The sequence below is a fragment of the Streptomyces sp. NPDC087215 genome, from assembly GCF_044744885.1.
GTDB lineage: Bacteria > Actinomycetota > Actinomycetes > Streptomycetales > Streptomycetaceae > Streptomyces.
Genome location: NZ_JBIUZD010000003.1, coordinates 395599 through 422383 on the forward strand (window position 1 = coordinate 395599; position 26785 = coordinate 422383).

At 72.4% G+C, this 26785-nt stretch carries 23 protein-coding genes; 9 read left to right on the top strand and 14 right to left on the bottom strand.

Translation table 11 applies throughout. The features are described from left to right. Window positions 1-33 precede the first annotated feature (33 nt). On the top strand, window positions 34-837 hold the full coding sequence (locus ACIO92_RS11295; protein ID WP_366443512.1) for a carbon-nitrogen family hydrolase: 804 nt from the start codon (window positions 34-36) through the stop codon (window positions 835-837). Between the two features lie 19 nt (window positions 838-856). Here ACIO92_RS11295 and ACIO92_RS11300 read toward each other — a convergent pair whose 3' ends face one another. From ACIO92_RS11300 to ACIO92_RS11310, 3 genes are all read right to left on the bottom strand, one after another. Next, a complete protein-coding gene (locus ACIO92_RS11300; RefSeq protein WP_401235233.1) occupies window positions 857-1348 on the bottom strand; it encodes an LURP-one-related/scramblase family protein in 492 nt (163 codons plus the stop codon). A 68-nt stretch (window positions 1349-1416) separates the two neighbouring features. Beyond that, window positions 1417-2169, bottom strand: a complete 753-nt coding sequence (locus ACIO92_RS11305) for a hypothetical protein (protein WP_401235231.1) — start codon at window positions 2167-2169, stop codon at window positions 1417-1419. Window positions 2170-2171: 2 nt separating this feature from the next. After that, window positions 2172-3866: a hypothetical protein gene (locus ACIO92_RS11310; protein WP_402280042.1), complete on the bottom strand. Its 1695-nt coding sequence runs from the start codon at window positions 3864-3866 to the stop codon at window positions 2172-2174. A gap of 276 nt (window positions 3867-4142) precedes the next feature. On the opposite strand from ACIO92_RS11310, the gene ACIO92_RS11315 reads away from it, so the two are divergent. Further along, a complete protein-coding gene (locus ACIO92_RS11315) occupies window positions 4143-5981 on the top strand; it encodes an NHL domain-containing thioredoxin family protein (RefSeq protein WP_401235228.1) in 1839 nt (612 codons plus the stop codon). 22 nt (window positions 5982-6003) lie between these two features. On the opposite strand, the gene ACIO92_RS11320 is transcribed toward ACIO92_RS11315, so the two are convergent. From ACIO92_RS11320 to ACIO92_RS11330, 3 genes are all read right to left on the bottom strand, one after another. Then, a complete protein-coding gene (locus ACIO92_RS11320; protein ID WP_366443507.1) occupies window positions 6004-6348 on the bottom strand; it encodes a hypothetical protein in 345 nt (114 codons plus the stop codon). Between the two features lie 76 nt (window positions 6349-6424). Next, window positions 6425-7732, bottom strand: coding sequence for a M18 family aminopeptidase (locus ACIO92_RS11325; protein WP_366443506.1), 1308 nt, complete (start codon window positions 7730-7732; stop codon window positions 6425-6427). Between the two features lie 351 nt (window positions 7733-8083). Further along, window positions 8084-9913: an acyl-CoA dehydrogenase gene (locus ACIO92_RS11330; protein ID WP_402280039.1), complete on the bottom strand. Its 1830-nt coding sequence runs from the start codon at window positions 9911-9913 to the stop codon at window positions 8084-8086. A gap of 143 nt (window positions 9914-10056) precedes the next feature. Between ACIO92_RS11330 and ACIO92_RS11335 the strand changes: the two genes are divergently transcribed. The 3 genes from ACIO92_RS11335 (at window position 10057) to ACIO92_RS11345 (ending at window position 13171) form a co-directional block, all read left to right on the top strand. Further along, a complete protein-coding gene (locus ACIO92_RS11335; protein ID WP_366443504.1) occupies window positions 10057-10566 on the top strand; it encodes an SseB family protein in 510 nt (169 codons plus the stop codon). Window positions 10567-10742: 176 nt separating this feature from the next. Next, window positions 10743-11705 (top strand): pirin family protein, encoded by a 963-nt coding sequence (locus tag ACIO92_RS11340; RefSeq protein ID WP_366443503.1) that lies wholly within the window; start codon window positions 10743-10745, stop codon window positions 11703-11705. A 389-nt stretch (window positions 11706-12094) separates the two neighbouring features. Beyond that, window positions 12095-13171, top strand: a complete 1077-nt coding sequence (locus ACIO92_RS11345; RefSeq protein ID WP_366443502.1) for an AI-2E family transporter — start codon at window positions 12095-12097, stop codon at window positions 13169-13171. Window positions 13172-13330: 159 nt separating this feature from the next. Here ACIO92_RS11345 and ACIO92_RS11350 read toward each other — a convergent pair whose 3' ends face one another. Beyond that, entirely contained in the window at window positions 13331-15448 is a 2118-nt protein-coding gene (locus tag ACIO92_RS11350; protein ID WP_366443501.1) for a SpoIIE family protein phosphatase, read from the bottom strand. Window positions 15449-15691: 243 nt separating this feature from the next. Here ACIO92_RS11350 and aspS point away from each other — a divergent pair, with 243 nt between their 5' ends. Beyond that, window positions 15692-17476: an aspartate--tRNA ligase gene (aspS, locus tag ACIO92_RS11355; RefSeq protein ID WP_366443500.1), complete on the top strand. Its 1785-nt coding sequence runs from the start codon at window positions 15692-15694 to the stop codon at window positions 17474-17476. A gap of 75 nt (window positions 17477-17551) precedes the next feature. Here aspS and ACIO92_RS11360 read toward each other — a convergent pair whose 3' ends face one another. The 6 genes from ACIO92_RS11360 to ACIO92_RS11385 form a co-directional block, all read right to left on the bottom strand. After that, window positions 17552-18103, bottom strand: coding sequence for a YceI family protein (locus ACIO92_RS11360; protein ID WP_366443499.1), 552 nt, complete (start codon window positions 18101-18103; stop codon window positions 17552-17554). Window positions 18104-18278: 175 nt separating this feature from the next. Next, entirely contained in the window at window positions 18279-19025 is a 747-nt protein-coding gene (locus tag ACIO92_RS11365) for a hypothetical protein (RefSeq protein ID WP_366443498.1), read from the bottom strand. Between the two features lie 155 nt (window positions 19026-19180). Then, entirely contained in the window at window positions 19181-19420 is a 240-nt protein-coding gene (locus ACIO92_RS11370; protein WP_402280035.1) for a hypothetical protein, read from the bottom strand. 14 nt (window positions 19421-19434) lie between these two features. Next, entirely contained in the window at window positions 19435-20349 is a 915-nt protein-coding gene (locus tag ACIO92_RS11375) for a hypothetical protein (protein WP_402054769.1), read from the bottom strand. Next, the gene (locus ACIO92_RS11380; protein WP_366443496.1) at window positions 20330-21394 is read right to left on the bottom strand and encodes a helix-turn-helix domain-containing protein; all 1065 of its coding nucleotides are present in this window, start codon (window positions 21392-21394) and stop codon (window positions 20330-20332) included. Before ACIO92_RS11380 ends, ACIO92_RS11375 begins: the two co-directional genes overlap by 20 nt. A 252-nt stretch (window positions 21395-21646) precedes the next feature. Continuing rightward, the gene (locus ACIO92_RS11385) at window positions 21647-22120 is read right to left on the bottom strand and encodes an ATP-binding protein (protein WP_401235214.1); all 474 of its coding nucleotides are present in this window, start codon (window positions 22118-22120) and stop codon (window positions 21647-21649) included. Window positions 22121-22268: 148 nt separating this feature from the next. On the opposite strand from ACIO92_RS11385, the gene ACIO92_RS11390 reads away from it, so the two are divergent. Then, on the top strand, window positions 22269-23108 hold the full coding sequence (locus ACIO92_RS11390) for a helix-turn-helix domain-containing protein (protein ID WP_401235212.1): 840 nt from the start codon (window positions 22269-22271) through the stop codon (window positions 23106-23108). Between the two features lie 128 nt (window positions 23109-23236). Here the strand turns inward: ACIO92_RS11390 and metG are convergent, their stop codons facing one another. Then, a complete protein-coding gene (gene metG / locus ACIO92_RS11395) occupies window positions 23237-24841 on the bottom strand; it encodes a methionine--tRNA ligase (RefSeq protein WP_366443493.1) in 1605 nt (534 codons plus the stop codon). Between the two features lie 90 nt (window positions 24842-24931). Between metG and ACIO92_RS11400 the strand changes: the two genes are divergently transcribed. Both ACIO92_RS11400 and ACIO92_RS11405 read left to right on the top strand, forming a co-directional pair. Continuing rightward, window positions 24932-25588: a response regulator transcription factor gene (locus tag ACIO92_RS11400; protein ID WP_366443492.1), complete on the top strand. Its 657-nt coding sequence runs from the start codon at window positions 24932-24934 to the stop codon at window positions 25586-25588. Between the two features lie 40 nt (window positions 25589-25628). Then, window positions 25629-26735, top strand: coding sequence for an ATP-binding protein (locus tag ACIO92_RS11405; RefSeq protein WP_366443491.1), 1107 nt, complete (start codon window positions 25629-25631; stop codon window positions 26733-26735). Window positions 26736-26785: the final 50 nt, after the last annotated feature.

Below are 26785 nucleotides of genomic sequence, written 5' to 3' on the forward strand. Positions count from 1 at the left end.
TGTTGACGGCTCGAATGCCAGGACGGTGGTAGTGTGCGCGCCTCGCTGATCCAGATCGCGGTAGACCCGGACGAACCGGTCGACGCCCGTCGCGCCCGCGCGGCGGACCTCGTACGAGCGGAATCCGGCCATGCGGACCTCGTGGTCCTCCCCGAACTGTGGCCCGTGGGGGCCTTCGACTACGAGCGGTTCGCCGCCGAGTCCGAACCGATGAACGGCCCCACGCACCGGGCGATGGCGGAAGCCGCCCGCGACGCCGGGGTCTGGCTGCACGCCGGTTCGTTCGTCGAGGCGCGGGACGGGGCCCTCTACAACACCTCGCTCGTCCTCTCCCCCGACGGCGAACTCGCCGCCTCCTACCGGAAGATCCACCGCTTCGGCTTCGACAAGGGCGAGGCGGTCCTGATGGCCGCCGGGGAGGACCTGGTCACCGTCGGCCTGCCGCGGCTGACCATCGGCCTCGGCACCTGCTACGACCTGCGCTTCCCCGAGCTGTTCCGGGGCCTCGTCGACGCCGGTGCCCAGGCCTTCGTCCTCCCCGCGGGCTGGCCCGAACGGCGCCGCGCCCACTGGAGCCTGCTGGCCCGCGCCCGCGCGGTGGAGAACCAGGCGTACGTCCTCGCCTGCGGTACGGCGGGCACGAACGGCGGTGTCGAGCAGGCCGGTCACTCGGTCGTCGTCGACCCCTGGGGCGAGGTCCTCGCCGAGGCGGGGCTCGGCGAGGAGGTCCTGCGGGCCGTCCTCGACCCGGCGAAGGTCGTGGAGACCCGCGAGCAGTTCCCGGCCCTGAAGGACCGTGTCCTGGGCGTCGCCGCGCCCCGGTCCCGGGAGAGCTGAGCACGGACGGCGGAGCGGGTCAGTCCTCGCGCTCCCGCTCCGCCATCCGGATCACACAGACCGCCACCGCGAGGAGCAGGGCCGCGTCGGCGTCCTCGCGGACCACGTTCACCGCGTACGCGTCCCGGACGCGGAACCACTGCCGGGAGATGTGGGCGAGCAGCTCGCCCTCGTACTCGACGGCGAACTCCCGGTCCAGGACCCGCCCGCTGACGTCCAGTTCGGTGCCCTCCACCAGCGTGACCCGGAAGTGGTTGCGGAGCAGCGAGAGGCGTTTGCGGCGTACGGTCGCCAGCGGGCGCTCGTCCCGTTCGATCGTCATCGTGTCGCGGACGCTGAACATCTTCTGCCGCAGGGTGACGAGGATCTGCCCGTCGGGGTCCTTCAGTTCCAGCGTGTCGCGCAGCCGCAGCGCCTTCCCGTCGACGAGGAAGGCGTGGCGGCCCCGCTCGTCCTCGATCCAGTAGTCGTCACCGATCGCGAAGATCTTGTCCCGCACGAGATATTTCACGGCGTCATGTCTGCCCCGTGGCGGCGGTTTCTCACCGTTCGCCATCGTTCATCACCGTTCATCACTGATCATGTCCCGAAATAGCGGGTGAACGGGGTCGGGTTCGCCCCGAACATCGCGCCGAAGGGCGCGTCCAGCTGATGGATCAGCAGCACGGTGAAGGCGATGAACCCGGCGAGGCCCATCACCATCACCACGTGCGTCGTGTTCCGGGTGATGCCGAAGAGGAACATGAAGGCGAGGGTGAGGACACCGCCGATGATCAGCCCCGCCCAGAGCACGGGGGAGAGGCTCGTCTGCGCCGCCGCCTCCCGGCTGCGCCGCGCGTCGTCGACGTAGCCGATCTGGGCGAGCGCCTCCTGGCCCGCGATCTGCTCGGGCGGCTTCGCGGAGTCGGGGATCGCACTGGCCTGCCGCAGCCGGGCGAGCAGGTCCCAGCCCGAGTGGCCCAGGGGTTCGCGGGCCTCCATCACGGGCCACTCGACGTCGACGACGTGGTGGGCGTACGCGGAGGCCGCGTCCCGCAGCGGCTGCCGGTGTCCCGCGGGGTAGGCGTCGGCGAGCAGATACGTCTGGTGCAGGGCGCTGGCCTCGGCCTGGACGGCGTCGGAGGCGGAGGAACTGGTGCCCCAGACGGACACCAGGCAGAGGCCGAGCACCAGCGCGTAGAGGACCGACACCATCATGGCGATGTACTCGGCGACGTCCTCGCGGGGCTCGTCCTCCTCGCTGATCGGGAACAGCCGGGTCTTGGCGTAGACGGCTCCGGCGGCGACGAGGGCGACGCCGCCGGTGACGACGAGCGTTTCGGTCAGGGCCACGGTCAGCTCCTTCGGTTGCCGAGGAGGATGGCGGCGAGGGCCGCCGGGATCAGGAGCAGCAGCAGGATCGTGACGATCCCGAGTTCGCCCGCCTGGCGCCCGCGCCGCTGGATCCGGGCGAGGAGCCCCTCGTTCTCGGCGGCGGCCCGGCGGGCGACGGAGGGCGGGGTGGTGGTGCCGGAGGTGGCAGAGCTGCCGGAGGTGCCGGAGGTGTCCGTGGCACCGGTGGTTCCGGTGGTTCCGGTGGTTCCGCCGCCCCCGGAGGCACCCGCGCCTCCTACGCCTCCTACGCCTCCCGCGCCTCCACCGGCACCCGAAGCCCCGGTCCCTCCCGTGCCCGCACCGGCACCCGCGCCACCCGCGCCGCCGGAGGCACCCGCGCCCCCGATCCCCCCTCCGCCCGCACCAGCACCAGCACCGGCATCCGCTGCCGCACCGGCCCCGGCTCCCGGGGAGGCGGTGCCGGGCGCGGCGATCCCCGGGGGCGGGAGGGCCCCGGGCGCCACGAGGGCGGGCAGCAGCGGTCCGGGTACGGCTCCCCCGGATACGGCCGCCCCGGGCAGGGCGAGGGCCCCGGCGGCCCCCGGCACCGGGACCCCGGCCCCGGGCAGCGGAAGGACCCGCCCGCCCGGACCCCGTAAGGGATTCCCTACGGGACCCCCGGGGGGATTCCGTACGGGTCCCGGCCCGGTCTGCTGTCGTCCCGGCACGGTGAAGTCCGCCGCCGAGCGGGCCACGAGCGTCGGCGCCGGGACCCGGGCGCCGTCCGGCCCGTAGGTGGTCACCCGGTCGCTCCCGGCGGCGGTCCCGGTGCTCCGGTAGGTGCCGGGGGGCCGTCGTACCGTGGCCGTGCAGCGGGCCGACGCGCCCGGCGCGAGCACCGGGACGGTCCCCGGCCGCCCGGAGCAGTCCACGGCGGCGGCGCCGAGCCCGAGGGCGGGGTCGGTGACGAGGACCGCGTACAGGGGACGGTCGCCCCGGTTGGCCACCGTGTACGTGACGGTGGCGGGGGCGGTGTCGGCCGCGCGGAGCGGGCTCCGCACCCCGGCCCGCCCCGGACCGGTCGGCACGGCCCGCCGGACGGGGGCGCTGCGTCCCGCCCGGCCCCCGGCGGCGGGGGCCGGGGCCGGTCCGAGGGCGCCCACGGTGACGCGTTCGGTGAGGGCGAGGGCTCCGGCGATCCCGGTGTACCCGGTGCGGACGGTGGCCGTGAGGACCTTCCGCAGGGAGGGCACGGTGGCCCGCGCCCGGACCGTGCCCCGGTGTTCTCCCGGCGCGGCCGTGAACCGGGCGACGCACTCCAGCCGCCCGAGCGCGGCGAGCGGGCGCCCGGGGCAGCGGACGGCCCCGGCGGGCACCTCGGGGTCGAGGACCCGCACCTCGTACAGATGGGCCTCGCTCCGGTTCAGGAGCCGGTACCGCTTCACGACGGGCGCCCCGGCCCGCACCTCGGGCGGGTGCGGTCCGCCGCCGTCCCGCCCGTTGACGGTGACGACGACCCGCAGGGAGTCGTCCCCCACCCCACCGGCCCGCGCGGGACCCGTGGGCAGCGCGACGACGGAGAGCAGGGTCAGACCGGCCACGAGAACGAGACAGCCCAGCCGCGCGGACCCCGAGGAGAGGAGCCGGGCGAGCCCGTACGGGACTTCCTGTACGGGCCCCGACGGGACAAGCCGGGCGCGACCCCGCAGGAACATCCCTGCGCGACCCCGCAGGAACATCCGGGCGCGACCCCGGAAAGCCCTCGGCGGGGTCGGGGGGACCCCGGGAAGAACCCGGGCGAGGGCCCCCGACAGAGCCGCTCGGGGCCGCCGGGGCCGGGGCCTCCCCCGCCAGCGGTAAAAGTCAGACGATCTGATCACGCGCTCCGCCATGTGGGCCATGCTGACCAGCCCCCGCCCGCACCCCGCCCCCGGACACGCGCCCCCGCCCCTCCCGGCCCCCACTTTCCACCCGTACGGCACCCTTGACCCATGAGCGACTCCGCCCCCGCGACCCCGTCCGCGACACCTTCCGCGACCGCGTCCGCGCCCCCGCCCCGACGTGCCCGTGTCCGCGCCCCCGAGCTGATCGGCAAGGGCGGCTGGCTGAACACGGGAGGAGACCAGCTGACCCTCGCCGACCTGCGGGGGAAGATCGTTCTGCTGGATTTCTGGACCTTCTGCTGCGTGAACTGCCTGCACGTCCTCGACGAGCTGCGCGAGCTGGAGGAGAAGCACCGCGACACGCTCGTGATCGTCGGGGTGCACTCGCCGAAGTTCGTGCACGAGGCCGAGCACCAGGCGGTCGTGGACGCCGTCGAGCGGTACGGGGTCCACCACCCCGTACTGGACGACCCGGAGCTGGCGACCTGGAAGCAGTACGCGGTCCGCGCCTGGCCGACGCTCGTCGTCATCGACCCCGAGGGGTACGTCGTCGCCCAGCACGCGGGCGAGGGCCACGCCAACGCGCTCCGGATGCTCGTGGAGGAGCTGGAGGCCGAGCACGAGGCCAAGGGCACCCTGCGGCGCGGCGACGGCCCCTACGTGGCCCCCGAGCCCGTCGCCACCGGCCTGCGCTTCCCCGGCAAGGCGATCCTGCTGCCCTCGGGCAACCTCCTGGTCTCCGACACCACCCGGCACCAGCTGGTGGAGCTGGCGGCCGACGGCGAGACCGTGGTGCGCCGCATCGGCGAGGGAGTGTTCCGCGAGCCGCAGGGCCTGGCCGCGCTGCCCGACGGCAGGGTCGTCGTCGCCGACACCGTGCACCACGCCCTGCGGGTCCTCGACCCGGAGACGGGCGCGGTCGAGCGGGTCGCGGGCACCGGCAGGCAGTGGTGGCAGGGCTCCCCGACCTCGGGCCCGGCCCTTGAGGTGGACCTGTCCTCGCCGTGGGACGTCGCCTGGTGGCAGGGCCGGGTGTGGATCGCGATGGCGGGCGTCCACCAGCTGTGGACGTACGACCCGGCCACGGGGACCGTCGAGGTCGCCGCGGGCACCACCAACGAGGGCCTCGTGGACGGCCCCGCCGCCGAGGCGTGGTTCTCGCAGCCGTCCGGTCTCGCCGCGACCGAGGACCGGCTGTGGGTCGCGGACTCGGAGTCCAGCGCGCTGCGCTGGATCGAGCGGGACGGCGACGGATACGCGGTGCGGACCGCCGTCGGCACCGGGCTCTTCGACTTCGGACACCGCGACGGCCCCGCCGGACAGGCCCTCTTCCAGCACCCGCTGGGCGTGACGGCGCTGCCGGACGGCTCGGTCGCGGTCTCCGACACGTACAACCACGCCCTGCGCCGTTTCGACCCGGCGAGCGGCGAGGTCACCACCCTGGCGACGGATCTGCGCGAGCCCAGCGACGCGGTCCTCGTCGACGGCGACATCGTGGTCGTCGAGTCGGCCCGGCACCGGCTGACCCGGCTGCGGCTGCCCGAGGAGGCCGTCCGGGTGGAGGCGGTCGCGCACCGCACCCGCCGGGAGGCCACCGGGATCGCTCCGGGGACCCTGCGGCTCGACGTCGTCTTCCGGGCGCCGACCGGGCAGAAGCTGGACGAGCGGTACGGCCCCTCGACCCGCCTCCTGGTCTCCTCGACACCGCCGGAGCTGCTGCTCGGCGGTGAGGGCAAGGGCACGGACCTCTTCCGCGAGCTGGCCCTGAACCCGGAGGTCACGGAGGGCGTCCTGCACGTGTCGGCGATGGCCGCGTCCTGCGACGACGACCCGGCGAACGAGTACCCGGCCTGCCATGTCCACCAGCAGGACTGGGGCGTCCCGGTGAAGATCACGGAAACGGGCGCGACCCGCCTCCCCCTGATCCTCGCGGGCCTCGACGCCTGACCCGCGGACCGGCGCCCGCGGCTCAGCGCACGATCCCCTGGTTCTTCGACGGGAGGCCGGCGGCCGCGTCCAGGCAGCCCTGGACCCATCTCGCCGGGTTGTGGACGGCGCGGGCGCCGCCCATGCCGTCGCGTTCCATGCGGGCGCATTCGCCGTCCAGGAGCTCGCGGGTGCGGGAGCCGTCGACGTCGTAGCCGCGGATGCGGGAGGCCTGGACGAAGCCGCCCTCGTAGGCGATGTCGTCGGCCCAGGGGGGCCGTTCGTTGTACCGGCCGATCAGGAGCCCCGCCGCCGCCGTGCCCAGGAGCACGACGGCGGTGATGGCGGCGGCGAACTTCCGTGGCGGCGGACCCTCGTGACGGTGCATGGGGACGACGCTGCCAGCCGGGACCTTTCGCGGATGTTTCCGCGCGGGCCGGTCCGTCGGAAGAACGGCCGGGGGCTCAGCCCTCCAGGAACGCGACCAGGGCGTTGGCGAGGAGGTAGGGGTCCTCGGCGCCGCAGAGTTCGCGGGCGCTGTGCATGGAGAGGATCGCCACGCCGATGTCGACGGTCTTGATGCCGTGGCGGGCGGCGGTGATGGGGCCGATCGTCGTGCCGCACGGCATGTCGTTGTTGGAGACGAACGACTGCCAGGGCACGCCCGCCTTCTCGCAGGCGGCGGCGAAGACGGCCCGGCCGCTGCCGTCGGTGGCGTACCGCTGGTTGACGTTCACCTTGAGGATGGGGCCGCCGTTGACGCGGGGCTGGTGCGTCGGGTCGTGCCGCTCCGCGTAGTTGGGGTGGACGGCGTGGCCGGTGTCGGAGGAGAGGCAGACGGTGCCCGCGAAGGCCCGCGCGCGGTCCTCGTAGCTTCCTCCCCGCGCGTAGACCGAACGCTCCAGGACGTTGCCGAGCAGCGGGCCGTGGGCGCCGGTGTCGGCCTCGGAGCCGTTCTCCTCGTGGTCGAAGGCGGCGAGGACGGGGATGTACGGCAGGTCGTCGCGGCCCGCGAGGGAGGCGAGCGCGGCGACGGAGGCGTGGACGGAGACCAGGTTGTCCATGCGCGGCCCGGCGAGCAGTTCGCGGTCGCGGCCGAGGTAGGCGGGGGCCTCGACGGCGTGCACCATCAGGTCCCAGCCGGTGACGTCCTCGGCGTCCACGCCCGCTTCGGCGGCGACGAAGGAGATCAGATCGCCCTCGTGGACGTCGCCGATGCCCCAGATGGGCTGCATGTGCCGCTGCCGGTCGAGCTTGAGGCCGTCGTTGACCTGCCGGTCGAGGTGGATGGCGAGCTGCGGGACGCGCAGCAGCGGCCGGTCGACGTCGACCAGGTGGTGGCTGCCGTCGCGGAGGGTGAGGCGCCCGGCGAGGCCGAGGTCGCGGTCGAGCCAGGTGTTGAGGAGGGTGCCGCCGTAGATCTCGACGGCGACCTGCCGCCAGCCCTGCGAGCCCAGGTCGGGCCGCGGCTTGACGCGCAGGTTGGGGGAGTCGGTGTGGGCGCCGACGATGCGGTACGGGGTGTGGGCGGCGGTTCCGGCGGGGACGTACCAGGCGATGATCGCGCCACCGCGGATCACGTACTTCCCGCCGCTCGTCCCGTCCCAGGACGCGGTCTCCTCGACCCGGTGGAACCCGGCCTTCTCCAGCCGCTCGGCGGCGCTCCGGACCGCGTGGTACGGAGACGGCGAGGCCGTCAGGAAGGTCATCAGGTCGTCGGTGTGGCCGCGGTCGAAGGGGCCTGCGGTGGGACGGGAGGCTGCGCTGCTCATGGGTTCACCTTACGCAGGACCGGGATCGGTCCCGTACGGACCGGGACCGGCGTCCGTCCCGTACGGGGCCCGGCTTCGCACGGACCCCGGGACGCGGGCGCCGCCCCTCCCCACCCGTACGGGACGGACCCGCCCATAAGGGACCGACCCTGAGAGACCCGCCTGTGAGGGACCCGTCCAGCCGGGCGCGGCGCGGCCCTACTGGACGACCCGGAGGCGGACCGCCCCCGGAAAACACGCCGCCCCCGGAAAGCGGGCGCGGCCCGGGAAGCGCGCCGGGCCCGGGGAAGCGGACACGGCCGCCCCCCTCCCCGGGGGCGGCCGTGCGCCTGGTCGGACGGGGCGCGTCGGTCAGAACGCGGCCTCGTCCAGGTCCATCAGCGTCCCGTCGACGGCCTCGGCGAGGGCGCGCTCGGCGGTGACGCCGGGCAGGACGTTCGCCGCGAAGAACTTCGCGGCGGCGATCTTGCCCTGGTAGAAGGCGATGTCCTTGCCGGAGGCCCCGGCGGCGAGCTTCTCGGCGGCGACGGCGGCGCTCTTCAGGAGCAGGTAGCCGACGACGACGTCGCCGGAGGCGAGCAGCAGGCGGGTGGTGTTGAGGCCGACCTTGTAGATGTTCCTGACGTCCTCGCCGGTGGCGGTGAGGTCGGTGAGCATGGCGCCGACGATGCCTTCGAGGTCGACGGCGGCCTTGGCGAGGGAGTCGCGGGCGGTGGCGAGGTCCTCGCCGCCGGTGCCGACGGCGAGGAACTTCTTGATCTCCTCGGCGAGGGCGTTCAGGGAGGCGCCCTGGTCGCGGACGATCTTGCGGAAGAAGAAGTCCTGGCCCTGGATGGCGGTGGTGCCCTCGTAGAGGGTGTCGATCTTGGCGTCCCGGATGTACTGCTCGATCGGGTACTCCTGGAGGAAACCGGAGCCGCCGAAGATCTGCAGGGACTGCGCGAGCTGCTCGTAGCCCTTCTCGGAGCCGTAGCCCTTGACGATGGGGAGCAGCAGGTCGTTGAGGCCGTGGAGGGCCTTGCTGTCCTCGCCCGTGGCCTCCTTGACGGCGATCTCGTCCTGGACGGAGGCGGTGTAGAGGACGAGGGTGCGCATTCCCTCGGCGTACGCCTTCTGCGTCATGAGGGAGCGGCGCACGTCGGGGTGGTGGGTGATGGTGACCTTGGGCGCGGCCTTGTCCATGAAGTCGGCCAGGTCGGTGCCCTGGACGCGCTCCTTGGCGTACTCCAGGGCGTTGAGGTAGCCGGTGGAGAGGGTGGAGATCGCCTTCGTGCCGACCATCATGCGGGCGAACTCGATGATGAGGAACATCTGGCGGATGCCGTCGTGCTTGTCGCCGATGAGCCAGCCCTTGGCGGGGTGCTGGTCGCCGAAGGTCATCTCGCAGGTGTTGGAGGCCTTGAGGCCCATCTTGTGCTCGACGTTGGTGGCGTAGACGCCGTTGCGGGCGCCCAGTTCGCCGGTCTCCCAGTCGAACTCGTACTTGGGGACGAGGAAGAGGGAGAGGCCCTTGGTGCCGGGTCCGGCGCCCTCGGGGCGGGCGAGGACGTAGTGGAGGATGTTCTCCTCCATGTCGTGCTCGCCGGAGGTGATGAAGCGCTTGACGCCCTCGATGTGCCAGGAGCCGTCCTCCTGCCGGACGGCCTTGGTGCGGCCCGCGCCGACGTCGGAGCCCGCGTCGGGCTCGGTGAGGACCATGGTGGAGCCCCAGCGCTTCTCGACCGCGATCTGGGCGGCCTTCTTCTGCGCCTCGTTGCCCTCGTTGTAGAGGACGCCCGCGAAGGCGGGTCCCGAGGAGTACATCCAGATGGCCGGGTTGGCGCCGAGGAGCAGTTCCGCGTAGGCCCAGACGAGGGAGCGCGGGGCGAGGGTGCCGCCGATGCCCTCGGGGATGCCGAGGCGCCAGTACTCGGAGTCCATGAAGGCCTTGTACGACTTCTTGAAGCTCGCCGGCACGGGGGCGGTGTGGGTCTCGGGGTCGAAGACCGGGGGGTTGCGGTCCGCGTCGGCGAAGGACTCCGCGAGCTCGTTCTCGGCGAGGCGGCGGACCTCGTCGAGGATGCTCCGGGCGGTCTCGACGTCCATCTCCTCGAACGGCCCGGTGCCGTACACCTTGTCGCGGCCGAGCACCTCGAAGAGGTTGAACTCGATGTCGCGGAGATTCGACTTGTAGTGCCCCATGGCGACGGCTCCGTAAGGCTCGGGGAGGCAGGTTCCTCGTACACGTACCAGCGAGTAGCAAAACGCTCTCACCGATGATGCTACCCACCGGTAATAAGGGCAACCCCTGTCGGGGCAACTGTGACGCAGTAGGCTCGTGGCCCATGTACGGCTACGACCAGAATCCGGGCGCCCAGCAGTACGCGCAGCCCCAGCAGCAGTACGCCCCCCAGGACGGGACGCAGGGCGGGTCGCAGGCCGGGATGCCGGGCGCCGGGTACGGACAGCAGCAGCCGCCGCTCTATCCGGAGCCCTCGCCCCCCTCCCTCGCCGACGCCGTACGCGCCTTCACGACGGGCACGCTCGCGCCCGAGGACTTCCAGCAGATCTTCGCGACCTCCAGGGTCTACTGCCCGCGCGGCGACGGCCCCGGGTTCCTGGCCCTGCACAACACCCAGCACCCGGTCATCCCGATGTTCACCTCGCTGAAGGAGCTGCGGCGGTACGCGGGCAAGGAGTCGAAGTACTTCGTGATCACCGGCGCCGAGGTGATCGACCTGCTGCCCACCGGGTACGGCTTCGTCCTCGACATGGAGGGCGACCACCGGATGGTCTTCGACGCGAAGGCCGTGGAGCAGATGGTCGACTTCGCGATGCGGCGGATGTACGGCTGACGCAGGCTTGTGGTGGAGGCCCGTGGCTGACGCGGCCTCGGGACGGAAAGAACGCCCGGGAGGAATTCCTCCCGGGCGTTCCGCGTTCGGACTGGCAAGAAGTTCAGCGTTCAACTAAAGTGGGGGCACGAGGTCGGAGAAGGCCGCGCCCCGAGGCCCGTACCAGGAGGTCCGTCATGCCCGCCGTGACTGTCGAGAACCCGCTCACCCTGCCGCGCGTCGCGGCTCCCGCCGACGCCGTCGCCCGTCCCGTGCTGGCCGTCACCACGGCCCCCACGGGCTTCGAGGGCGAGGGCTTCCCGGTCCGCCGCGCGTTCGCCGGGGTCAACTACCAGTACCTCGACCCGTTCATCATGATGGACCAGATGGGTGAGGTGGAGTACGCGCCGGGCGAGCCGAAGGGCACCCCCTGGCACCCCCACCGGGGCTTCGAGACCGTCACCTACATCATCGACGGCGTCTTCGACCACCAGGACTCCAACGGCGGCGGCGGCACCATCACCAACGGTGACACCCAGTGGATGACGGCGGGTTCCGGCCTCCTCCACATCGAGGCCCCGCCGGAGTCCCTCGTCGTCAGCGGCGGCCTGTTCCACGGCCTCCAGCTGTGGGTCAACCTGCCCGCCGCCGACAAGATGATGGCCCCCCGCTACCAGGACATCCGGGGCGGCCAGGTCCAGCTCCTCACCTCCCCCGACGGCGGCGCGCTGCTCCGGGTCATCGCCGGGGAGCTCGACGGGCACGAGGGGCCGGGCATCACCCACACCCCGATCACGATGATCCACGCGACCCTGCGGCCGGGCGCCGAGATGACCCTGCCGTGGCGCGAGGACTTCAACGGCCTCGCGTACGTCCTCGCCGGACGCGGCACCGTCGGCGCGGAGCGGCGCCCGGTCCACACCGGCCAGACCGCCGTCTTCGGCAAGGGCGGTTCGCTGACCGTCCGGGCGGACGAGAAGCAGGACGGGAACACCCCGGACCTGGAGATCGCGCTCCTCGGCGGGCAGCCGATCCGTGAGCCGATGGCCCACTACGGCCCGTTCGTCATGAACACCCAGGCCGAACTCCGCCAGGCCTTCGAGGACTTCCAGGCGGGCCGCCTCGGCACGATCCCGGCGGTCCACGGGATGGGCGAGTAGGCGGCCCGTCTCCCACCGCCGGACGGCGGGGGCGCGTACCCGGATGACACCGGGCACGGGCCCCCGCCGAACGGTGCTCTGGGGGCGGGCTCCCTTGCGGGGCCGGGCTCCCCTACGGGTCGGTGTGATCCCGTACGGGGAGGGGTGCGGGTCCCACGGGCGTGGAGGCGGCTCATGCGCGGGTGGGGCGGTGCCTCGCGCCCGCCCCCGTACCCGCGCCCGCCCCCGTACACCTGCCCCCGCCCCCGTATCCGCACCCGTACCCGGCCCCGTATCCGTAGCGTCGTATCCGTACCGTCGTGCCTCGCCGCCCGGCCGGGCGGCCATCCCGCCACCCGTACGGCCGTCAGCGCGCGACGGCACGCCCGCGCGCGTGATCCGGTGGGGACGTGCAGCCGACGCCCCCGCTCCTCCCCGAACCCGCCCGCCGGGTCGCCGCCTGGTGCGGTGTCCTCCTGCTGGTCGCCGGTGTCGCCGCCGTCGGGATCTGGCTGTGCGTCGTCTTCAAGACGGCGGTCACCCCCGTCCTGCTCGCGATCCTCGGCACCGCCCTCCTCGGCCCCCTCTACCGGCGCCTGCTCCGGATGAAGGTCCGCAAGTCGCTCGCCGCCGCGCTGACCGTCGTCGCCGTCCTCGCGGTCGTCGGCGGGGCCACGTACATCGTGGTCGCCGCCCTCCTGGAGACCGGCGACCAGATCGTCGCCTCGCTGCGGCAGGCGGGCACCGACATCGCCAAGCACCTGGGAGCGGCCGGGACCTCCCTGGAGGACCTCGCCAAGAACGCCGAGAGCCTCCTCAAGCAGTTCGGCGGCACCGCCGCCTCCGGTGTGCTGACCGGCATCAGCGTGGTCGGCGAGATGCTCGCCACCGCCGTGCTCGCGCTGCTGCTGATCTTCTTCTTCCTGCGGGACTCCGACCGGGCCGCCGGGGCCCTGCGCTCCCTGGTGCCCCGGGTCACCGGTGACCTGGTCGAGGCGATGGCCCGCCGTGCCTTCGAGGCGGTCGAGGGCTTCATGCGGGGGACGACCCTGGTGGCGCTCGTCGACGCGGTCCTCATCGGGATCGGGCTCGTCGTCCTCCAGGTGCCCGGCGCGGTGGGGCTGGCCGCGCTGGTGTTCGTCACGGCCTACATCCCGTACCTCGGGGCCTTCCTCTCCGGCGCGGTCGCGGTGCTCGTCGCCCTCGCCGACCGGGGTTTCGTCATCGCCCTGTGGGTGCTGGGGGTCGTCCTCGCGGTGCAGGTCATCGAGGGGAACGTGCTCCAGCCGATGGTGCAGAGCCGGACCGTGCAGATGCACCCGGCGGCGGTGATGCTGGCGATCACGGCGGGGGCGTCCGTCGCGGGCATCCTCGGAATGCTGCTCGCCGTCCCGCTGACGGCCGCCGCGACCGGCGTCCTCGGCGAACTCCGCACCCGGTACGGGACCCCGCCGGGCCCTCCGGAGGAACCCCGCCCGGCGGGGTGACCCGTACGGGACACGCGACGGGGTGACCCGTACGGCCTCAGGGGGCGGCCTCCGGACTTCCCAGGGGGTCTCGGGGACGGCCTCCGGGCGCGCTACGAGACCGAGGGAGGCGCCGCCGCGCCCGGCCCGCCCCGGGCGCCCCCGCGCCCCGCGCCCCGCTCATCCGGTCTCCGGCTCCCCCCGGCTCTCGTTCAGTTCGAACCAGATCGACTTGCCCTCGCCGCGCGGGTCCACGCCCCACGCGTCCGCCAGCATCTCCATCAGGACCAGGCCCCGGCCGCTCGACGCCATCTCGCCCGGGTGGCGCTTGTGGGGCAGTTCGTCGCTGGTGTCGGAGACCTCGACGCGCAGCCGCCGGGCCTTCTCCCCGCAGGCCACCTCCGCGACGAGCAGCGCGTCGCCGTCGGTGTGGACGAGGACGTTGGTGACCATCTCGGAGACCATCAGGACCGCCGAGTCGAGCTGGTCCTCGTCCGCCCAGTCGTGCAGCAGCTGCCGCATCTGCTCCCGCGCCTCCGCGATCCGCTCCGGCTCCGCCTGGGCGATCGTCATGAGGGTGCGGCGGGGAGGCTCGGGCGGCGCGCCCGCCGGACGGCGGGAGAGCAGCAGGACCGCGATGTCGTCCTCGCGGCGGTCGGCGAGCGGCCCGGTCGTGTGGTGCGAGCGAGGCCCGTGGACGGCCTCCACCAGCGTGTCGGCGAGCTGTTCCAGGTCCTCGCCGTCATGGGTCTCCAGGAGCGCGCGGACCCGCTCCCAGCCGCTGTCGAGGTCGTGGCCGCCGGTCTCCAGGAGGCCGTCGGTGCAGATCATCAGGGTCTCGCCGGGGTCGAGGGTGAGCCGGGTGGTGGGGTAGTCGGTGTCGGGGTCGATGCCGAGGGGCAGCCCGCCGGCGGTCGGCCGCAGCAGAACCGTTCCGTCGTTCATCCGTACCGCCGGATCGGGGTGTCCGGCCCGTGCGATGTCCACCGCGCCCGTCTCCAGGTCCACCTCCAGATAGAGGCAGGTGGCGAAGCGCGGCCCGCCCTCGGTCTCCCCGTCGTCGCCGTCGGTGATCCCGTACAGGAAGCGCGAGGCGCGGGAGAGGACCGCGTCCGGCCGGTGTCCCTCGGAGGCGTACGCGCGCAGGGCGATCCGCAACTGCCCCATCAGGGCCGCCGCCCGTACGTCGTGGCCCTGCACGTCGCCGATGACCAGGGCGATCCGTCCGGCGCCGCGCCCGCCGGTCCTGGAGGTGCCGCCGGGCAGCCGGATCATGTCGTACCAGTCGCCGCCTACCTGGAGCCCGCCGCCGGTCGGCACGTACCGGGCGGCCACCCGGATGCCGGGGATGCCGGGCCCGAGGACCGGCAGCATCGTCCGCTGGAGCCCGAGGGACAGCTCCCGCTCGGACTCGGCCACGCCCGCGCGTGCGAGGGCCTGGGCGAGCATCCGGGCCACCGTGGTGAGGACCGAGCGCTCGTCGGGGGTGAACGCCACCGGGTGCTTGAAGGCGGCCATCCACGCGCCCATGGTCCTGCCCGCGACGACCAGCGGCACGAAGGCCCAGGAGCGGCGTCCGAAGCGCTGGGCGAGCGGCCAGGTCACGGGGTAGCGGCGCAGATAGTCGTCGGGGGAGGGCAGATAGATCGCGCGGCCGGTCCTGGTGACCTCCGCCGCCGGGTAGTCCGTGGTCAGGGACATCGAGGAGAAGGGGCCCTCGTCGCCCTCGCTGTGCCCGTGGTGTCCGATGACGGTGAGCCGGTCGCCCGCCACGCCGAAGACGGCGAGCCCGTCGGGGGAGAAGCCGGGCATCGACAGGGAGGCCGCGACCCGCAGCACCTCGGCCGTCGACCTGGCCTCCGCGAGCGCCCGGCCCGCGTCCAGCAGGAACGCCTCGCGGGAGCGGCGCCAGTCGCCGGTGACCGGTGTCCGGGCGGCGGTGCCGGGCAGCTGCTCGGCGACCTCCTGGAGGGTGCCGACGAGCAGGTAGTCGTCGGCATCGACGAGCGGCTTGGACCTGCTCCGTACGGTACGGATCACCCGGCCGCGCTCGTCCATGATCCGCAGCCGGGCCTCGGCGAGGGTGCCCTCGGCGACGGCGAGGTTCACGACGCCGTCGATCTCGTTCCAGTCGACCGGGTGGAAACGCGAGCGGACGGCCGCCTCGGTGAGCCGTACGGGTGCGGCGGGCAGCCCGAGCAGCCGGGCGGCCTCGGCGTCGAGCGAGACGATCCCGGACGCGTTGTCCCAGCGCCACAGGCCGGTCGCGACGGCGGCCAGGACGTCCTCGGTGCGCATTGCCCTACTTTATGAATATCGGACACCAGATCGCCACTGAGCGTATGCGAAGAGCGATCCCCCGGCGGAGCGGCGGCGGAGTACACGGGGGAGCGGCGGCGACGTACGCGGTGGATCGGCGGCCGAGTACACGGGGGAGCGGCGGCCCGGTATTCGAAGGGGCGATCACGGGGCGGCCGGTAGGCTGGGCAGGGCTTGACACCGTCATGCCTCCCACCGATCCCGAAGACTGGATGAACGACGATGCATCCGTACAGGTCCCACACCTGCGGCGAGCTCCGCGCCTCTGACGTCGGCACCGACGTCCGGCTCAGCGGCTGGCTGCACAATCGGCGCGACCTGGGCGGCATCCTCTTCATCGATCTGCGCGACCACTACGGCATCACGCAGCTCGTCGCCCGGCCCGGCACCGCCGCCGCCGAGGTCCTCGACAAGCTGACGAAGGAGACCGTCGTCCGCGTGGACGGCAAGGTCGTCTCGCGCGGCGCGGAGAACGTCAACGCGGAGCTCGCCACCGGCGAGATCGAGATCGAGGCCGTCGAGGTCGAGGTCCTGGGCGCCGCGAAGCAGATCCCCTTCACCATCAACGCCGACGACGGCGTCAACGAGGAGCGGCGCCTGGAGTACCGCTTCCTCGACCTGCGCCGCGAGCGGATGCACCGCAACATCATGCTGCGCTCCGCCGTCATCGCCTCCATCCGCTCCAAGATGGTGGCCCTCGGCTTCAACGAGATGGCGACCCCGATCCTCGCCGCGACCTCCCCCGAGGGCGCCCGCGACTTCGTCGTCCCGTCCCGTCTCAACCCGGGCAAGTTCTACGCGCTGCCGCAGGCGCCGCAGCAGTTCAAGCAGCTGCTGATGATCTCCGGCTTCGACCGGTACTTCCAGATCGCGCCCTGCTTCCGCGACGAGGACGCCCGCGCGGACCGCTCGCCGGGCGAGTTCTACCAGCTCGACGTCGAGATGAGCTTCGTCGAGCAGGAGGACGTCTTCCAGCCGATCGAGAAGCTCATGACGGAGCTGTTCGAGGAGTTCGGCGGCGGGCGCCACGTCACCTCGCCGTTCCCGCGCATCCCGTTCCGCCAGTCGATGCTGAAGTACGGCAACGACAAGCCGGACCTGCGCACCTCGCTCGAACTCGTCGACATCACCGATGTCTTCGAGGGCTCGGAGTTCAAGGCGTTCGCGGGCAAGCACGTCCGCGCGCTCGCCGTCCCGGACACGGGTGACCAGCCGCGCAAGTTCTTCGACGGGCTCGGTGACTTCGCGGTCTCCCTCGGCGCGAAGGGCCTGGCCTGGGTCCGCGTCGGCGAGGCGGGTGCCCTGACCGGCCCGATCGCCAAGTTCCTCACCGAGGAGAACGTCAAGGTCCTCACCGAGCGCCTGGGCCTGGAGCCCGGCCACGCGGTGTTCTTCGGCGCGGGCGAGTTCGACGAGGTCTCCAAGATCATGGGCCCGGTCCGGGTCGAGGCCGCCAAGCGCGCCGGCCAGTTCGAGGAGAACGTCTTCCGCTTCGCGTGGATCGTGGACTTCCCGATGTACGAGAAGGACGAGGAGACCGGCAAGATCGACTTCTCGCACAACCCCTTCTCGATGCCGCAGGGCGGCCTTGAGGCCCTGGAGACCCAGGACCCGCTGGACGTCCTCGGCTGGCAGTACGACATCGTCTGCAACGGCATCGAGCTCTCCTCCGGCGCCATCCGGAACCACGAGCCCGAGATCATGTTCAAGGCCTTCGAGATCGCGGGCTACTCGCGCGAGACGGTCGAGCACGAGTTCGCGGGTATGCTCCGCGCCTTCGAGTACGGCGCCCCGCCGCACGGTGGCATCGCCCCGGGCGTGGACCGCATCGTGATGCTCCTCGCGGACGAGCCGAACATCCGCGAGACCATCGCGTTCCCGCTCAACGGCAACGCGCAGGACCTCCTGATGGGCGCCCCGACGGAACTCGACGAGGCGCGCCTGCGCGAGCTGAACATCCAGCTCCGCAAGCCGGTCGAGAAGACGGCGGAGAAGTCCGGGGAGTAGTCCTCGGGAGTGCGCGGAAGGGGCCCGGGGACCGCAGGCGGCGGTTCCCGGGCCCCTTCCGCGTGCGCGGGGCCCTCAGCCCTGCTTGATCGCGGAGATGTCGAACTCCAGGACGATCTTGTCGCCGACGAGGACGCCGCCGCCCTCCAGGGCCGCGTTCCAGGTCACGCCGAACTCCTTGCGGGAGATGGTCACCGAGCCCTCCAGGCCGACCCGCAGGTTGCCGTAGGGGTCGACGGCGTTGCCGGTGTACTCGAAGTCGATGGTGACGGGACGGGTGGTGTCCTTGACGGTCAGGTCGCCGGTGACGCGGTAGTCGGTGTCGGAACGGACCTCGACCGCGGTGGTGCGGAAGGTGATGTCGGGGAACTGGGGGGCGTCCAGGAAGTCGTTGGTCCGCAGGTGCTGGTCGCGCTGCTCGACGCCGGTGTCGATGCTCTCGGTCTTGATCACCACCTGACCGGTGGAGCGGGCCGGGTCGGCGCCGTCCAGGTGGGCGGTGCCTTCGAACCGGGTGAACGCTCCGCGGACCTTGGTCACCATGGCGTGCCGGGCGACGAAGCCGATCCGGGTGTGGGTGGGGTCGAGGACGTAGTCCCCGGTGAGTTCGGGCAAGCTGACGGCCATCTTCGACGTGCCTTCCGTAGGACCGTGACCCCGGCGACGGTCCGCCCGGATCGTTCCGTCCCACGCTAGGGGGAGACGGGCCCGGCGGCCCGGTGGACGCACGGGGAGTCGCCGGAGTGCACTCCGGCGACTCCGGCGACTCCGGCGCGGGGAGGCCCGGAGTCGTCGCGGTGCGTCAGGCGCGCTTCTCCGAGGCGGTCCGGAACCGCAGGGCGGTCTCGGCGGCCTCGGCGAGGCCCTTCTCGTCCGCCAGCAGCATGTTGCCGAAGGTGGCGGAGTCGGTCCACGCGCACACGACCGGCCGCCCCCCGGTCGCCGCCTTCACGAAACCGCAGCTCAACCGGCCGCCCCAGGGCCCCGCCTCGAAGTCGGTGACCTCGGTCGCCTTCGCTCCGGCGAAGAAGTTGCGCAGCTCCTGGGCCATGGTGTCCGCGCTCTTCTCCTCGGCCAGGTCCGCGTCCCATTCGGCGGTGTTGATCTGGAGCACGGCTCCCAGGGGTCCCTCGCCGGGGCCGTCGTAGTACCAGCGCTTGCCCTGGGGCGCGCGGAACGACTTCTCGTAGGCGGCGACCTCCTCGCCCGTGAGCAGTCGGTAGGCGCCGACCTGCGGGGCGGCGTCGACGAACCGCTCCATGACGACGGGGGACGCCGCGGCGCTGGGCGGCTCTCCCTCGTAGGTGCACGCCCGCACCAGACCCGTGACGGCGACGACCAGCAGCACTCCGGTGACGATGTTGCGCCGCCGCAGGGCCGTCGACAGGACCTCCTCGGCCTCGACCCCTCCGGTGGCCACGGGCCCCTGCCGCCAGGTCCGGGTGGAGAACCAGATGACCGCCATCACCGCGGCGGTGACGAGGAGCGCGCCGATCGCCTGACCGGCGGCGTAGCTCTGCGAGGAGGTGTCGATGGATAGCGTGTACATGGCGGAATCGTGCCATGCGTTCGTACGGGCGTTCGCATGGGGGCGGCCCCGGCCCCACACCTGTGGCGGTGTGGAGCCGGGGCCGAGTGCGCGGGGTCCCGGCCGACGCTCCGGCGCCGACCGGGGACACCTCGTCCGGCGTACCCGGAGAACCCCTAGGCGTCCTCGCCCGCGAAGACCTCTTCGGTGGTGGCGGCGGTGACGGCCCGCTTCAGCCAGCGGTGGAGGGTGTCGGGGTCGTCGCAGTGCTCGACCCGTTCGCGTACGGCGTCGGTGACGGTGAGGCCGCGCTGTTCGAGGACGGTCAGTATGGCGGCGGCACTGCCCTGTGCCCGGCCTTCGTCGCGGATTTCCTCGGAGAGGTAGGACGTGTAGAAGGAGAGGTCCACGGCCACCCGTCCCTGCCCTTCTATGAGTCCTCGTCCGTGAAGACTTCTTCGGCTGTCGTGACGGTGACCGCTCGTACGAGCCAGCGGTGGAGGGTGTCGGGGTCGTCGCAGTGCTCGACCCGTTCGCGTACGGCGTCGGTGACGGTGAGGCCGCGCTGTTCGAGGACGGTCAGTATGGCGGCGGCACTGCCCTGTGCCCGGCCCTGCTCGCGGCCTTGTTCCCGGCCCTGCTCGCGGCCTTCGTCGCGGATTTCCTCGGAGAGGTAGGACGTGTAGAAGGAGAGGTCCACGGCCACCAGGTTCCTCCAGAGTTCTCTGACCGGGCGGTTGCCCAGGCCCTGTGCGGTGAATTCGATGATGGGGTCGGCGACGTCCTCGGGGACGTCCTTCAGCGCGGCGGACAGTGCTTTCAGTATGGCACCGATGTCCGGATCGCCCGCGTGCGTGATGGCCGACAGAGCCGTCAGCGCCAGGTCGGCGCCCGCCTCCGCCGGGTCGGTGATCACCGGCATGTTGTGAGGCCCCACGACGACCGGCTGCACGGTCAGCGTGGGCAGGTGCGGCGGTCCGCTGCTCACCGGCCGCCCGGCCCATTCGGCCGTCGCCCGGTCCTGACAGACGACCAGCAGGGCGGTCGGCATCCGGTACTTCGTCCAGAGGTACGCGGTGTAGTACGCCCAGCTCGCCGGTTTGGCCGGGTCCTTCTTCCCCTGCGCCTCGATGGCCAGCAGCAGCGAGCCCTCCTCCGCGCTGTCGAGCCGCAGCAGGGTGTCCACCCTGCGCTCGACGGGGGCCGATTCGGTGAGGTCGGTGGGCATGACGGTGACGTCCACGGGCGGCGGCAGCGAGAGCCCCAGCAGTCCGGACAGGCGGCTGAACAGCCGTGTGTCGTGCTGGAAGATCCGGTGCATCGCCTCATGTGGTGAGCTGACCATGGGTTTCCTCGGTTCTACAGGGGGTGCACTTGCCCGGTTCCGGACCTCGGTAGGCCCGGTCGCAGGTGTCGCAGTTGTGCAGGGGGTACAAGGGCGGCGGCCGTTCCTTCGGCGGCCGGAACGGCGGCAGCGGCGGCAGCCGGGCCGTCAGCCGGTGGGCCAGCAGCGCGGCCGGGCGGTACAGCGGTTCCGTCGGGAGACCGCTGGTCAGGGCCTGGTGCACCGCCTCCGGCGGCAGCTCGCGCTCCAGCCAGGCGACCACCCCCGGCGCCAGGTGCTCGGCCTCCGCCGCCGAGATCAGAAGGCGGGGATCGCCGAGGCGGAGCCCCGACAGGACCCCTACGGCCGTGTGCAGCAGGTCAGGGGTGGCGTACGCGGGTGCCGGGACGGCCGGAAGCGCCTTGCGCCGGGGTCGTTCCCGCTGGTCGGAGCGGTGGGGAGCGTTCCCGGGCGGCCGGGTCCGCGGTGGCTGCGCCTGCCCCTCGGGCCGCCGTGCCCGCTTCTCCTGCCCCGTTTCCGCGCGCCGGGCCGGGGCGTCCGGTCGGTTCTGCGGGCGTCGGCGCGGGATCTCCGAGCGGTTCTGGTTCCCCGTGCGCCGGGGTGGCGGCTCGGGCCTTCGAGGGGGCGGCTCCGGCCTCGGCCGGGCGGCCCGCCCCGCCTCCGTACGGTCCGGCTGGTTGCAGGAGACCGTTCGGGTGACGACCCGGCCGCCCGCCGTGCGTTCCCTGCCGCGCCGCAGGTAGCCGTGGGTCTCCAGCTCCCGCAGGGCCCCCGCGATCCGGGCCGTGCCCTCCGGGAAGCGGTCCGCGAGGGACCTGATGTCCACGGCCGAACCGGCGGGCAGCGACTGGATGTGCGTCGCCAGGCCGATGGCCATCAGCGACAGCTCCCCGTGCTGCGCGAGGTGGTTCCCCACCACCGTGAAGTGAGTGGTGTGCGGGGTGTTCTCGTGGACGACTCCGCGAGAAGTCACCCCAGAGGGGTGGTTCTTGGCGCCGTTGCGGGACGGGGCGGGCGCCTGAGCGCTAAGGTTTTGGCTGTTCATCGGGAAGGGTTTGCTTCCTTGGTGTTCGGACCATCGGAAGGTGTTGCTTCGCGATGGTCAGGCCCTCGCACTGGGATTGCCGTCCCGGCGGGGGCCTTCGTCTGTCTGGGCTGGCTCTGTTGGGCAGAGCGTAGATCAAACAACCCACCCCAAAGCCAGCCCAGTTGGGCATATTCACCCGAGCGAGTGACGCGCGTTCCCGGGAGGGAAAGGGTGGGGCTTGGTGGGGTTTCTTTCTCTCCGGTGGTTCTTTCAGGAGAGAGCCCGCGCCACCGGCGCCCGGGTTCCCGGGCGCCGGTGGGCGGGGAGTCCGAGCTCCGCCCACACGGTCTTCCCGGGTACGGGTCCCAGGACCACGCCCCAGCGGTCCGCCAGCGCCTCCACCAGCAGCATTCCCCGTCCCGACTCCGACTCCGCCTCCGGGACCGGGAGCGAGGGAAGGGCCTCCGCGCGGGTGTCCGTGACCTCGATCCGGAGCGTGGCGGGCGAGGCCCGCAGGACGAGACGGAAGCTCCGTCCGCCGACCCTGCCGTGCGTGGCCGCGTTCGCCGCCAGCTCGGCCACGATGTGGGCGGCCGTCTCCGTCACCTCGTACGGGACCTCCCGATCCCGCAGCCACTGGACGGCGAGCAGCCGGGCGAGGCGGGCTCCGCGCGGGGTGGGGGAGAGCAGGACGGTGAAGTGCCCCGTGGAGACGGGTACTCGGGTGGCGTTCTTCTGGTTCACCTCACCGAGCGTGGCCGTCGCTGGCTACCGTGAACAGGGACTCGCCCGATGCGTCGGATGACTGTCCGGAGCCTGTCCGCCGCTGTCCGGGCCTGTCCGGAGCCGCCTCGCGGGCAGGACGCGCAGGCCTGGAGACGGAGGAAGCGGGATGCAGATGAGGGAGCCCACCTGGGAGGTCGATCAGGACGACGACCGGGGCGCGGCCGTCGTCACCACCGTGGGAAGGCAGTTGAGGCTACGGCGGGAAGCGGCGGGCATACGGGCCGCCGAGTTCGCCGTCGCGGTCGGCTACGGCGAGGACATGATCTACAAGATCGAGGGCGGGAAGCGCGTCCCGCGTCCTGAATTCCTCGACAAGGCGGACGAAGTCCTTCGGGCGGACGGGCTGGTCTCGGCCATGAAGGAGGACCTGGCGAAGGTCCGCCATCCGAGACGGGAACGGGCCCTGGCGAAGCTGGAGGCCCAGTCGGTGGAGATGCAGCTCTACGATCCGCTCGCCGTCCCCGGTCTGCTCCAGACGCCCGAGTACGCGCGCGGCCTGTTCCTGATGCGGCGTCCGGTGTACACACCGGACGAGGTGGACTGGTACACGGCGGCACGCGTGGCCCGCGCGGCGGTGATCGGGCGGAGCCCCGCGCCCGAGCTGAGTTTCGTCGTGGAGGAGTGCGTGCTTCGCCGCCCGCTGGGAGGCCGGGACGTGCTGCGGCGCCAGCTTGAACACCTTCTCCAGGTGGCCGAGTTGCGCCATGTCGAACTCCAGATGATGCCGCTGGACCGGGTGGAGCACGTAGGTCTGTCGAGCCTCGAAGTGATCAAGTTCGAGGACGGCACGGCGATCGGACGGTCGTCCGCCGTGTGCGGGGGAAGGCCGATGAGCGACCTGCGGAGTCTTCGCCTCCTGGAACTGCGCTACGGCATCCTCCGGACCCAGGCCCTCACGCCGGGGGAGACCGGCGGCGCCATCCGGGACCTGCTGAGAAGCACCTGACGTCCCGCCGCCGTCACGTTCCCCCGTCCCGCCCGCCGTCCTCGTGTTCGGCGGGGGTACGGCGAAGGCCGCCGCCTCCCGGGAGGGGAGTGCGGCGGCCTTCGGCGCATACCTATGACGTCAGGACGTCAGTCCTTCTTCTCCTCCAGGCGGGGGAACAGCACCGCGCCCTTCGTGACCGTCGTGCCCGCCGGGAGCTTGCCCCACGTGCCCGCGTCCTGGAGCGGCTGGGCGGACAGGGCGCCCAGGGACGCCTCCGCGCCCAGCGAGTCCCACAGCGCCCGCGAGGTCTCCGGCATGATCGGGTTCAGCAGGACCGCGACCCCCCGGAGCGACTCGGAGGCCGTGTAGAGGATCGTCGCCAGGCGCGCCCGGCCCTCCTCCGACTCGTCCTTCGCGACCTTCCACGGCTCCTGCTCCGTGATGTAGCCGTTGACCTGCTTCACGAAGTCGAAGATCGCCAGGATGCCGGCCTGGAAGTCCAGCTCCTCGCCGATCTTCGCGTCGGCCGTCGCCACGGCCTTCGCCAGGCCCTCGTGGATCGCCGTCTCGGCCTCGCCGTCCGCCGTCGACGCGGGCAGCTCGCCGCCGAAGTACTTGCCGACCATCGCCGCCACGCGCGAGGCGAGGTTGCCGTAGTCGTTGGCCAGCTCCGAGGTGTAGCGCGCGGAGAAGTCCTCCCACGAGAACGAGCCGTCGCTGCCGAAGGCGATCGCGCGCAGGAAGTACCAGCGGTACGCGTCCACGCCGAAGTGCGAGGTCAGGTCCTGCGGCTTGATGCCGGTCAGGTTCGACTTCGACATCTTCTCGCCGCCGACCATCAGCCAGCCGTTGGCCGCGACCCGGCCCGGGACCGGCAGGCCCTGCGCCATCAGCATCGCGGGCCAGATCACCGCGTGGAACCGCAGGATGTCCTTGCCGACCAGGTGCACGTCCGCCGGGAACGTCTCCTCGAACTTCTCCTGGTTCGCGCCGTAGCCGACGGCCGTCGCGTAGTTCAGGAGCGCGTCCACCCACACGTAGATGACGTGCTTGTCGTCCCACGGGATCGGGATGCCCCAGTCGAACGTCGAGCGCGAGATCGACAGGTCCTGGAGGCCCTGCCGGACGAAGTTCACGACCTCGTTGCGCGCCGACTCCGGCTGGATGAAGCCCGGGTTCGCCTCGTAGAACTCCAGGAGCTTCGGGCCGTACTCGCTCAGCTTGAAGAAGTAGTTCTCCTCCTTGAGGATCTCCACCGGCTTCTTGTGGATCGGGCACAGCTTCGTGCCGTCCTCGGCCTCGATGAGGTCGCCGGGGAGCTTGTACTCCTCACAGCCCACGCAGTACGGGCCTTCGTACCCGCCCTTGTAGATCTCGTCCTTGTCGTACAGGTCCTGCACGAACTCCTGGACGCGGTCGGTGTGACGCTTCTGCGTGGTGCGGATGAAGTCGTCGTTCGCGATGTCCAGGTGCTCCCAGAGGGGCTTCCACGCCTCCTCCACGAGCTTGTCGCACCAGGCCTGGGGCGTGACGTCGTTCGCCTCGGCCGTGCGCATGATCTTCTGACCGTGCTCGTCCGTGCCGGTGAGGAACCACACCTTCTCGCCGCGCTGACGGTGCCAGCGCGTGAGCACGTCGCCTGCGACGGTCGTGTAGGCGTGGCCCAGGTGAGGAGCGTCGTTGACGTAGTAGATGGGGGTCGTGACGTAGAACGCCTTCGTCCCCCGCTTCTCGGATCCAGTGGCCGCCATGGCCGAAATCCTAACGGGCTTACGAAGATCCACTCACATCGATAAACCCCGGTCGGAGCCCGGGGCGGGGGCGCGGGGAGGATGGACGCCATGCGCGTACTCGTAGCGGAGGACGAGCGGGACCTCGCCGCGCTCGTCACCATCGGCCTGCGGCGGGCCGGATTCGCCGTCGACACCGTCCACAGCGGTTCCGCCGCCCTCGACCACCTCGCCCTCCACCCGTACGACGTGCTCGTCCTCGACCGCGACCTGCCCGGCGTCCACGGCGACGACGTCGCCCGGCGGCTCGTCGCCGACGGCTCCCCCACCCGCATCCTGATGCTCACCGCCGCCACCGCCACCGAGGACCGCGTCACCGGGCTCGACCTCGGCGCCGACGACTACCTGGGAAAGCCCTTCGACTTCCCCGAGCTGGTCTCCCGCGTCCGCGCCCTGCGCCGCCGTGCCGCCCGCCCGCCGCTGCCCCCGCTCCTGGAGCGGTACGGGCTCCGCGTCGACACCGTCCGGCGGACCGCCCACCGCGACGGGCGCGACCTGGACCTCTCCCCCAAGGAGTTCACCGTCCTCCAGATCCTGCTGGAGGCGGAGGGCGCCACCGTCTCCGCCGAACAGCTCCTCGACCGGGCCTGGGACGTCCACGCCGACCCCTTCACCGGGGCCGTACGCGTCTGCATGAGCAAGCTCCGCGCCAAGCTCGGCGAGCCCGCCCTGATCGGCACCGTCCAGGGCGTGGGGTACCGGCTGTGATCCCTCGTGACGCCGTCCGTCTCGGGTCCGGGGGCTCGCTGTGACCCCCCGCGACGACGCCTACCTCGGCTCCGGGTCCACCATCCGCACCCGGATCGCCCTCGTCTACGGCGGTGTCTTCCTCGTCCTCGGTGCGCTGCTGCTGCTCGTCGTCGACCTGCTCGTCCTCGCCGGGACCGCCGACGCGACCGACGCGATCATCGTCAGCGCCGGAGCCGCCGGAGCCGTCGGTACGGGACCCGTCAGCGCCGGAGGGGACGCCGGGGCGCTCGGCGACGAGCTCGGCCGGGCCGTGGGCGAGCAGATGCTGATGTGGTCCTCCCTCGCCCTGCTCGTCACCGCCTGCTGCGCCGTCGTCGTCGGCTGGTGGACCGCCGGACGCGTCCTGCGGCCCGTCCACGAGATGACCGCCCGCGCCCGCCGCCTCTCCGAGCGCACCCTGCACGACCGGATCGCCGTCCGGGGACCCGACGACGAGCTCAAGGAACTCGGCGACACCATCGACGCGCTCCTGGCACGCCTGGAGACCGCCTTCGACAGCCAGCGCCGCTTCATCGCCAACGCCTCCCACGAACTGCGCACCCCGCTCGCCACCCAGCGCGCCGCGATCCAGATCGGTCTGGACGACGACTGCGCCGTACGGGACGTGCTCCTCGCCGCCAACCGGCGCAGCGAACGGCTCATCGACGGGCTCCTGCTCCTCGCCCGGGGCGAGCGCGGGCTCGCCGAACGCGAGGACGTGCCGCTCGGCGAGGTCGTCGGGGAGGAGTACGCGGACGCGGACGTCACCGGGGACGGCGGGACCGTCCGGGGCAGCCGGGTCCTCCTCGGGCACCTCGTACGGAACCTCGTCGCCAACGCCGTCGCCTACAACGTGCCCGGCGGCACCGTCTCCGTCCACGTGGCCGCCGGGGTCCTGACCGTCGTCAACACCGGGCCCGTCGTCCCCGCCGAGGGCGTCGAAGCCCTCTTCGAGCCCTTCCGGCGCGGCGAGGGCCGCGACCGCACCGGGCCCGGCGCGGGCCTCGGCCTCTCCATCGTCCGGTCGATCGCCACCGCCCACGGCGGCACGGCGACGGCGCTCGCCCGGCCCGCCGGGGAGGGCGGCGGACTGGTGGTGACGGTGACCCTGCCGGTCGGGCGGTGACCTCGCCCGCCGGGACGGGCGGTGACCCGGGGGCGGATCGTCCGGTGCGG